Annotated in this window: 8 protein-coding genes; 6 read left to right on the forward strand and 2 right to left on the reverse strand. The window is 71.0% G+C overall.

Annotation, left to right across the window (positions count from 1 at the left end):
* On the reverse strand, positions 1 to 240 hold a 240-nt coding region (locus tag JWR86_RS03380), incomplete at its 3' end, for a hypothetical protein (RefSeq protein ID WP_299560727.1).
* 144 nt (positions 241 to 384) lie between these two features.
* Here JWR86_RS03380 and JWR86_RS03385 point away from each other — a divergent pair.
* Genes JWR86_RS03385 through JWR86_RS03395 form a run of 3 tightly spaced genes read left to right on the forward strand, consistent with a single transcriptional unit; the run spans position 385 to position 4,188 of the window.
* The gene (locus JWR86_RS03385; protein ID WP_299560729.1) at positions 385 to 2,421 is read left to right on the forward strand and encodes an AMP-binding protein; all 2,037 of its coding nucleotides are present in this window, start codon (positions 385 to 387) and stop codon (positions 2,419 to 2,421) included.
* Positions 2,418 to 3,221 carry an ABC transporter ATP-binding protein gene (locus JWR86_RS03390; RefSeq protein WP_299560731.1) on the forward strand — a complete coding sequence of 268 codons (804 nt, stop codon included), beginning with the start codon at positions 2,418 to 2,420 and terminating at the stop codon, positions 3,219 to 3,221. The genes JWR86_RS03385 and JWR86_RS03390 overlap by 4 nt, the downstream gene beginning before the upstream one ends.
* 10 nt (positions 3,222 to 3,231) lie before the next feature.
* Positions 3,232 to 4,188, forward strand: coding sequence for a branched-chain amino acid ABC transporter permease (locus tag JWR86_RS03395; RefSeq protein WP_299560733.1), 957 nt, complete (start codon positions 3,232 to 3,234; stop codon positions 4,186 to 4,188).
* Positions 4,189 to 4,221: 33 nt separating this feature from the next.
* Here the strand turns inward: JWR86_RS03395 and recJ are convergent, their stop codons facing one another.
* The gene (recJ, locus tag JWR86_RS03400; protein WP_299560745.1) at positions 4,222 to 5,919 is read right to left on the reverse strand and encodes a single-stranded-DNA-specific exonuclease RecJ; all 1,698 of its coding nucleotides are present in this window, start codon (positions 5,917 to 5,919) and stop codon (positions 4,222 to 4,224) included.
* Positions 5,920 to 6,161: 242 nt separating this feature from the next.
* Here recJ and JWR86_RS03405 point away from each other — a divergent pair, with 242 nt between their 5' ends.
* The 3 genes from JWR86_RS03405 to JWR86_RS03415 form a co-directional block, all read left to right on the forward strand.
* A complete protein-coding gene (locus tag JWR86_RS03405; RefSeq protein WP_299560736.1) occupies positions 6,162 to 7,700 on the forward strand; it encodes a bifunctional UDP-sugar hydrolase/5'-nucleotidase in 1,539 nt (512 codons plus the stop codon).
* A 134-nt stretch (positions 7,701 to 7,834) separates the two neighbouring features.
* A complete protein-coding gene (locus JWR86_RS03410; protein WP_299560739.1) occupies positions 7,835 to 8,347 on the forward strand; it encodes a hypothetical protein in 513 nt (170 codons plus the stop codon).
* Between the two features lie 53 nt (positions 8,348 to 8,400).
* Positions 8,401 to 8,759, forward strand: a 359-nt coding sequence (locus tag JWR86_RS03415; protein ID WP_299560742.1) for a hypothetical protein, incomplete at its 3' end; no start/stop codon positions are given.

Raw genomic sequence — 8,759 nt, forward strand, 5'->3', positions numbered from 1 at the left:
CGCGCCGCCGCGGCCGCGCCGGGCATAGCCGTAGGAGCCCGACCGGCCGCGCCGCCAGGCGCGCCGTCCCGAGCGGCGGGAGCCGAACAGCCGGATGCCGAAGAAGGCCCGATCCACTCCGGCCCCGGACAGCTCGGTCGCCATCGCGGCGGGCCCGGTGTGGGCCGGCATGGACATCGCGGGCCCGCCGGCCGCGGCCAGCCCGACCACGATCGCCGCCAAGACCGCTCGCTTCGACATCACCGCCCGCTCCTGCCTGTGCCGGATAACGTAGCCGCCGCGCAGCCCGTTCCCTGCCGATCGGGCATTCCGGGCGCCGGCGGGCAGCCCGCCTTCCACCTTCGTCGGAGGCGGGCGGCGGCGACTCGCCCCTTTGCGCCTGCTATGAATCCGCGAGGGCGGCAGGAGCCACGGCTCGACGGCCGCCCCGGACAGGAGGAAACCGTGACCGCGACCGCCGGCCGCGACGACACCTTTCCGAAGCTGCTCGCCCGCAACGCCCAGATCCGGCCCGACCGGCCGGCGTTCCGGCACAAGGATCTCGGCATCTGGCAGAGCTGGACCTGGCGCGAGGTGCACGAGGTCGTGGGCGCCTACGGGCTGGGCCTGTCGGTCCTCGGCGTCGAGGCCGGAACCAAGATCGCGGTGATCGGCAACAACCGGCCGCGTCTCTACTGGACCATGGCGGCGGCGCAATGGCTCGGGGCGGTGCCGATCCCGGTCTATGCCGATTCCGTCGCCGACGAGATGGCCTATGTGCTCGACCATGCCGAGGTGACGCATGCGGTGGTGCAGGACCAGGAGCAGGTCGACAAGCTGCTCGCCGTTGCCGACCGCATCCCGAGCCTGCACCTGGTCCTCTATGACGAGGAGCGCGGACTGCGCGACTACGACCATGCCCGGCTGAAATCCATCGACGCCGTCATCGCCGACGGCCGCGAGCGGCTCGCCCGCGACCCTGCAGCGGCCGGCCGGCTCGCGGCGTGGCGCGACCGCGGCCGCGGCGAGGACCTGTCCATCATCCTCTACACCTCCGGCACCACCGGCCGGCCGAAGGGCGTGATGCTGTCCTTCGACAACGTCGTGAAGGCGGCCGAGATCGGATCCGGCTTCGACAGGCTCGACGAGCGGGACGAGATCATCGCCTACCTGCCGATCGCCTGGGTCGGCGACCACATCTTCTCCTATGCCCAGGCGATCCTGGTGGGGCTCTGCGTCAATTGCCCGGAGGGGCCCGACACGATCGCGGCCGACCGGCGCGAGATCGGCACGACCTACGCGTTCGCGCCGCCGCGCGTGTTCGAGAACATGCTGACGCTGACCATGGTCCGCATGGAGGACGCCTCGGCCCTGAAGCGGCGGCTGTTCAAGTGGTTCCTGGCCCATGCCCACCGGGTCGGCGAGCGCATCCTCAACGGGGATTCCGTCGGTCCTGGGGACAGGCTCGTCTACCGGCTCGGCAACCTGCTGGTCTATGCGCCCCTGCGCAACCAGTACGGCCTGTCGCGGGTCAAGGTCGGCTACACGGCGGGCGAGGCGATCGGGCCCGAGATCTTCCGCTTTTACCGCTCGATCGGCGTGAACCTGAAGCAGCTCTATGGTCAGACGGAGGCCTCGGTCTACGTGACCATGCAGCCGGACGGAGAGATCCGGGCCGACACGGTCGGCCGCCCGGCCCCGCAGGTGGAGATCCGGATCGACGACAACGGCGAGGTTCTCTACCGCTCGCCTGGCACCTTCCTGGGCTATTACAAGGACGAGCAGAAGACCGCCGAGACCAAGACGCCGGACGGTTTCGTGCGCTCCGGCGATGCCGGGTTCTTCGACACGGAGGGGCACCTCAAGATCATCGACCGGGCGAAGGATGTCGGCCGCATGCAGAGCGGGGACCTGTTCCCGCCGAAATACGTGGAGAACAAGCTCAAGTTCTATCCGAACATCAAGGAGGCGGTGGCGTTCGGCGACGGGCGCGACATGGTGACGTGCTTCATCAACATCGACCTGGTCGCCGTCGGGTCCTGGGCCGAGCGCAACAACGTCACCTACGCGTCCTACCAGGAGCTGGCCGCGCATCCGCGCGTCTACGCCATGGTGGCCGAGCATGTCGACGCCGTGAACCGCTCGCTGGCCGGCGAGCCCCGCATGGGCGGGGCCCAGATCCGCCGCTTCCTGATCCTTCACAAGGAGCTCGACGCCGATGACGGCGAGCTCACCCGCACCCAGAAGGTGCGCCGCGGCTTCATCGCGGAGCGCTACGGGCCCCTGATCACCGCGCTCTACGACGGCTCGGACACGGCCGACATCCGCACGGAGGTCACCTTCGAGGACGGCCGCAAGGGCGTGATCGCCGCCACCTTGCGGGTGCAGGACATGCCGGCGCACCCGGTCACCGCGCCGGCCGACCTTGCGAGGGCGGCATGAGGGCCCCGGACGGTCCGCTCATCGTGAAGGGGGACGTCATTCTGGCCGCCGAGAACGTCTCGCTCGGCTTCGGTGGCGTGAAGGCGCTGACCGATGTGTCGTTCGATATCCAGAAGGGCGAGATCCGGGCCATCATCGGGCCGAACGGCGCCGGCAAGACCTCGATGCTGAACTGCATCAACGGCTTCTACCACCCGACCGAGGGCTCGATCACCTTCAAGGGCCAGCGCCGGCCGCGCATGCGGCCCTCCGAAGCGGCGCGCGGCGGCATCGCCCGCACGTTCCAGAACGTGGCCCTGTTCAAGGGCATGACCACGCTCGACAACCTGATGGCCGGGCGCTCTCTCAAGATGAGCCGCGGCTTTGTCTGGCAGGCGCTGCGCTTTGGCCCGGCGATGCGCGAGGAGGTCGAGCACCGCAAGGCTGTCGAGGAGATCATCGACTTCCTGGAGATCCAGGCGATCCGCCGCACGCCGGTCGGCAAGCTGCCCTACGGGCTGCAGAAGCGGGTCGAGCTCGGCCGCGCCCTCGCCATGGAGCCCGAGGTGCTGCTGCTGGACGAGCCGATGGCCGGCATGAACCTCGAGGAAAAGGAGGACATGTGCCGCTTCATCCTCGACGTGAACCAGCAATTCGGCACCACCATCGCGCTGATCGAGCACGACATGGGCGTGGTGATGGACCTGTCGGACCGCGTGGTGGTGCTGGAATACGGCCGCAAGATCGCGGACGGGACGCCGGCCGAGGTGAAGCGCGACGAGCGGGTCATCGCCGCCTATCTCGGCCAGGCGCACGCGTGAGACGGCGCTGATGGACCTCCTCTACAAGATCTTCGTCGATCCTTTCGTGCAGATGGGAGCCGCGCCCGATCTCCTGGTCCAGACGGTCTGGGAGGGGCTGGTCGCCGGCGTGCTCTACAGCCTCATCGCGCTCGGCTTCGTGCTGATCTTCACGGCCTCGGGCGTGTTCAACTTCGCGCTGGGCATCATGGTGGTGTTCGCCGCCCTGACGCTGGTGGGCCTCACCGAAAAGGGGGTGCCGGCCTATCTCGCCCTCGCCCTCACGGTCGGGGTGATGTTCGTGCTGGCCGTCGCCATCGAGCGGGCGGTGCTGCGGCCACTCGTGAACCAGCCCGACATCATCCTGTTCATGGCGACCTTCGGCCTGACCTATTTCCTGATCGGGCTCGGCGAGATGATCTTCGGCGGCAGCCCGAAGCAGATGATCACCGACCAGCTCGGCCTGCCGCGCGGCGCGGTCGATATCCCCATGCTGGGCGGGATGGTGTCCCTGCAGAAGATCGACATCGCGGCGGCGGTGATCGCCTCGCTGGCCGTCGCGAGCCTGGCCCTGTTCTTCCAGAAGACCCGCATCGGCCGGGCGCTGCGGGCGGTGGCGGACAGCCACAAGGCGGCCCTGTCGGTCGGCATCTCCTTGAACCAGATCTGGATCGTGGTCTGGTTCACGGCCGGGATCGTGGCGCTCGTCACCGGCATCATGTGGGGGGCCCGCTCGGAGGTCTCCTTTGCGCTGGAGATCATCGCGCTCAAGGCGCTGCCGGTGCTGATCCTCGGCGGCTTCACCTCCGTGCCGGGCGCCATCGTCGGCGGCCTCATCATCGGCATCGGCGAGAAGCTCGGCGAGTTCTACTGGGGGCCCCTGGTCGGGGGCGGCATCGAGTCCTGGCTCGCCTATTTCATCGCGCTCGGGTTCCTGCTGGTCAGGCCCGAGGGCCTGTTCGGCGACAAGCTCATCGAGCGCATCTGAGCCGCGCGGGGCCTCGCGCCTTGCGGGCGCGGCTCAGTCCGGCAGTGCCACGTCGCAGACGCGCAGCTCGGCCCGCTCGCCGCCGCCCCAGCGGTCCACCGTCAGCGAGCCGGCCACATGGGCCGCCCGGTCGCGGGCCCGCTCGAGCGCGGCGCCGAGCGGCTGGCCCACCGCCCGGAACGCGACGGCCTTCAGGGCCGAGCCGTCGCCGGCCTTGAGGACGAAGCGCAGGTGGCCCGCGCCGATCTCGCGCAGATCGCAGACCCGGTGGTGGCCGAAGGCGAAACAGGGTTCGGGCTGGCCCGAGCCGAACGGTCCCGCTTCGGCGAGCGCCGCCACCAGCTCGGGGGTCGCGCCGCCGGCCGCCAGCGCCCCGTCGACCGCGAGCGTTTCCGGCGCGGAGCCGAGCGCCGCGACGGTGGCGCCGAGTTCCCGCTCGAGGCAGCGGCGGAAGCGGTCGAGCCCGTCGGCCGACAACGTCGCGCCCGCCGCCATGGCATGGCCGCCGCCCTTGACGGCGTGGCCGCAGCCGACCGCGGCCCGCACGGCCCGGCCGAGATCGACACCCGGAATGGAGCGGCCCGAACCGGTCACCGTGCCGTCGGGTTTTGGCGCAAAGGCAAAGACCGGCCGGCCGTAGCGCTCGCGCACCCGGGCCGCCACCAGGCCGACGACGCCAGGATGCCAATCGGGCGAGGCCAGCACGACCACGGGCATGTCCGGATCGGCGGCCACGAGGGCGCCGGCTTCGGCGTCCGCCGCCTCCACGGCCCGCCGCTCGATCTCCTGCCGCTCGGCGTTCAGGCGGTCGAGCTGTTCGGCGATGCCGGCAGCGGCCAGCGAATCCCCCTCGAGGAGAAGCCGGGCGCCGAGCGAGCTGTCGCCGATGCGGCCGCCCGCATTGATGCGCGGCCCGAGCAGGAACCCGAGATGCCAGCTCTCCGGCGCACCCGAGAGCCGGGCCGCATCCATCAGGGCCGCGAGCCCGGGCCGCCCCCGGTTGCGCATCACGGCCACGCCCTGCCGGACAAAGGCCCGGTTGAGGCCGTGGAGCGGCACCACGTCGGCGACCGTCGCCAGCGCGACCAGATCCAGAGCGGCCAGGAGGTCCGGCAGGTCGGTGCGGCCGCGGCGGCGCAGCTCCCGGGACAGCCCGACCAGGGTCAGAAAGACCACGCCGGCCGCGCAGAGATGGCCGAGACCGGACAGGTCGTCATGCCGGTTGGGATTCACGATCGCGGCCGCGACCGGCAGGGTGTCGGGCGCGCCGTGATGGTCGAGCACCACCACGTCCAGCCCGAGCCGGGCCGCCTCGGCCAGCGGCTCGTGCCCGGCAGTGCCGCAATCCACCGTGACCAGGAGGCGGGCGCCTTCCGCCGCGAGCCGCCGCACGGCCTCGACATTCGGGCCGTAGCCCTCGGTGATCCGGTCCGGAATGTGGATGGCCACGGGGCAACCGAGGGCCCGCAGGTATTCGGCGAGCAGGGCCGCGCTGCAGGCCCCGTCGACATCGTAATCGCCGAAGATCGCCACCGGCTGGCGCCGGTCGGCCGCGTCGGCGAGGCGCGCGGCCGCGGCCGGCATGTCGGTGAGCACGTCCGGATCGGGCAGCAGATCGCGCAGGCGGGGCCGCAGAAAGGCGGGCGCCCCCTGGACGCTGACGCCCCGGCCGGCCAGGACCCGGGCCAGCAGATCCGGCAGGCCATGCGTCTGGGCGATGGCGGTCGCCATCACGGCGCCGGCGCCGTCCAGCCGCTCGGTCCAGGATCGGCCGAGGGCGGAGGCGGTGACGCCGAACAGCGCGCGCCGCGGCGGGGGCGAGAAGGCTGATTCGATCACGCGCCATCCTAACCGATCGGCCGCCCGGGAGGTGCCTCGCCGGCAACCGCGACGCCGTGGCTCACGGCGCCCTTTGCCGGCTTTCGCCGCAGGTCTATGGGGAAAGCTGATCAAGAAGGCGGAACAGCTCAACCATGTCGTCCAGGATCTCGCGCCGCGGCGTATTCGGCATCGGGGCCGGTCTCTCCGTGGCCTTTGTCGACGGGCAGACGCCGGCCGCCGCGCAGCCGGCCGGCGCGCCGCCGCCCACCTTCACGCTGCTTCTCGTCAACGACATCTACAAGATGAGCGAGAGCAAGGGCCGCGGCGGCTTTCCGCGGCTCGCCGCCATTGTGAAGGCCGAGCGGGCACGCGGCCTGCCGATGCTGTTCTGCCACGCGGGCGATACCTTCTCGCCGTCGCTGATGTCCGGCTTCGATCAGGGCGAGCACATCGTGGCGCTCACCAACCTGATCGAACCCGACGTGTTCGTGCCCGGCAACCACGAATTCGACTTCGGCAAGGAGGCGTATTTCAAGCGCATGGCGGAGGCGCGGTTTCCGTTCTTCGGCGCCAACATGACCCTGGCCGACGGCTCCCCGGTGCCTGGCATGAAGGGCACGGAGATCTACACCTTCGGCGGGGTCAAGATCGGCCTCGTCGGGCTCGTCATGGAGGAGGTGCCGCAGGTGTCCCACTCGGGCGACCTGCGCTTCGAGCCGGTGATGGCGACGCTGCGGCGCGAGGTCGAGGCGCTGCGGGCCAAGGGCGCCGACATCCTGGTCGCCGTGACGCACACGGACCGGGCCGTCGACAACCAGATCGTCCGGTCGCGGCTGGTCGACATCCTGCTCACCGGCCACGACCACGACCTCGCGATCACCTACGACGGCAAGACCGTGATGGTGGAATCGAACGAGGAGGGAAACTTCGTCACGGCCATCGATGTGACGGCGCGCGTCTCCGGCGAGGGGCTCGCCCGCACGGTCGCCTGGTCGCCGAATTTCCGGGTGCACGATTCCGCCACCGTGACGCCGGATCCGGACATGACCCGGGTCGTCGCCGCGTATGAGGGCGAATTGTCCAAGGTCCTGGACGTCGTCCTGGGCACGACCGAGGTGGCGCTGGACAGCCGAACCAGCGTGGTCCGGTCGGAGGAGGCCGCTCTCGGCAACCTCGTGACCGACGCCATGCGGGAGGCCGCGGGGGCTGACGTGACGGTCATGAATGCCGGCTCGATTCGGGCGAACGAGATCTATCCGGCCGGGGCCCAGCTCCGGCGCCGGGACATCCTGTCCGAACTGCCCTTCGGCAACACCACCGTGCTGGTGGAAATGACCGGCGCCGATCTGGTGGCCACGCTGGAACACGGCTTCTCGGCCGTGGGCGAGCCGAGCGGGCGCTTTCCGCAGGTCTCCGGCCTCAAGGTCACCTATAGCGGCCGCGCTCCAGTCGGGCGCCGCGTGCGGAGCGTGACGATCGGCGGCCAGGAGATCGACCTCGATCGCCGCTATCGCGTCGCAGCCAACAACTACATGCTGGGCGGCGGCGACGGCTACGCCATGCTGGCACGCGGCAAGGTCCTGGTCGGGGCCACTGACGGCAAGCTCGTGGCCAACGAAGTCATGAGCTACGTGCGGTCTCGCGGGCGGGTCCGCCCTGCCGTCGAGGGCCGCATCGTGGCGCTGGACTGAGCGGGCGCCTTGGCAGCCGCAGCGGCCGGTGGCTAAGGTGCCGTGGGCGCAGACGCGAGCGGGCGTTCCTCCAAGGTCGACGCGATGGCGGGGATGGTGAGGCGCCAAGAGCGCCGCGATGCAACAGGTGACCGGTGAGCGCCGATGTCGGTGTGGCGCTGGCCGAGATCGTGCGCCGTCACGGCGAGACCGTGTTGTCGGAGCGAAGCCGCCTGTTTGCGCTGCTGCGGGACCATGCGCCGGGCGACCTGCGGGCCGTTCGCGTGGCAATGGCGGCCCTTGACGCGGGCGCGCCGGCCCGCCTGAAGGCCGCCGCCCCGGCGGCTCTGCCGCAGACGGTCGCGGCAGAGACCGGCCAACTCGTCGACCTGTACGGCATTCAGCCGGACCTGGCCCGGGCCGCCATTTCGACTTGGGCCGCGTTTTCCCGGAGCCGCGCCGCCCTCTCCGGGGCCGCCGCGAATGCCCCGCGGCCGCTGCCGCTGCCTCTGCCACCCGGCGGAGCCGCCGCCGTGCAGCCGCTGCCCCCGGCGGCCGACGCCAACCCGGCACAGCCCGGGCAGAGCCGTTTCGCCCGATGGGCCACCATCGCGGGCGCGGTGCTGCTGCTGCTTGCCAGCCTCCTGCGCCTGCTCGGCTCCCTCTGAACTCCGCTGGCGAGCCTCCGCCACGCACCCTGCCCGACCGAGGACCGACCGCAATGGCCCCCAACTCCGAAGACCATGACCTCGCCGCCACCCTCCTGGCCATTATCCGGGAGCGCGGCACCGATGTTCTGGAACAGCGCTCCGTGCTTCTCTCGGAACTGCGGGCGCGGGCGCCGCAGGCACTGCGGGGCGTACACCTGCTGATGACCGCCTTCGACGCCGGCGTGCCGGCCCGGCTCAGGGAGAGCGGGGCTCCGTTCACGGACTTCAAGATCGGGCAGGAAACGGCCCAGATGGTGGACCATTTCGGCTCCAGCCCCGAACCGGCCCGCGAGGCGGTCCAGACCTGGGCCCGGGCCGTGGCCGAGCTCGGCGACATCCCGGACACCGTGCAGCGCGTGGACGGGGCGCC

The sequence above is a fragment of the Enterovirga sp. genome (genome assembly GCF_028290205.1).
GTDB lineage: Bacteria > Pseudomonadota > Alphaproteobacteria > Rhizobiales > Beijerinckiaceae > Enterovirga.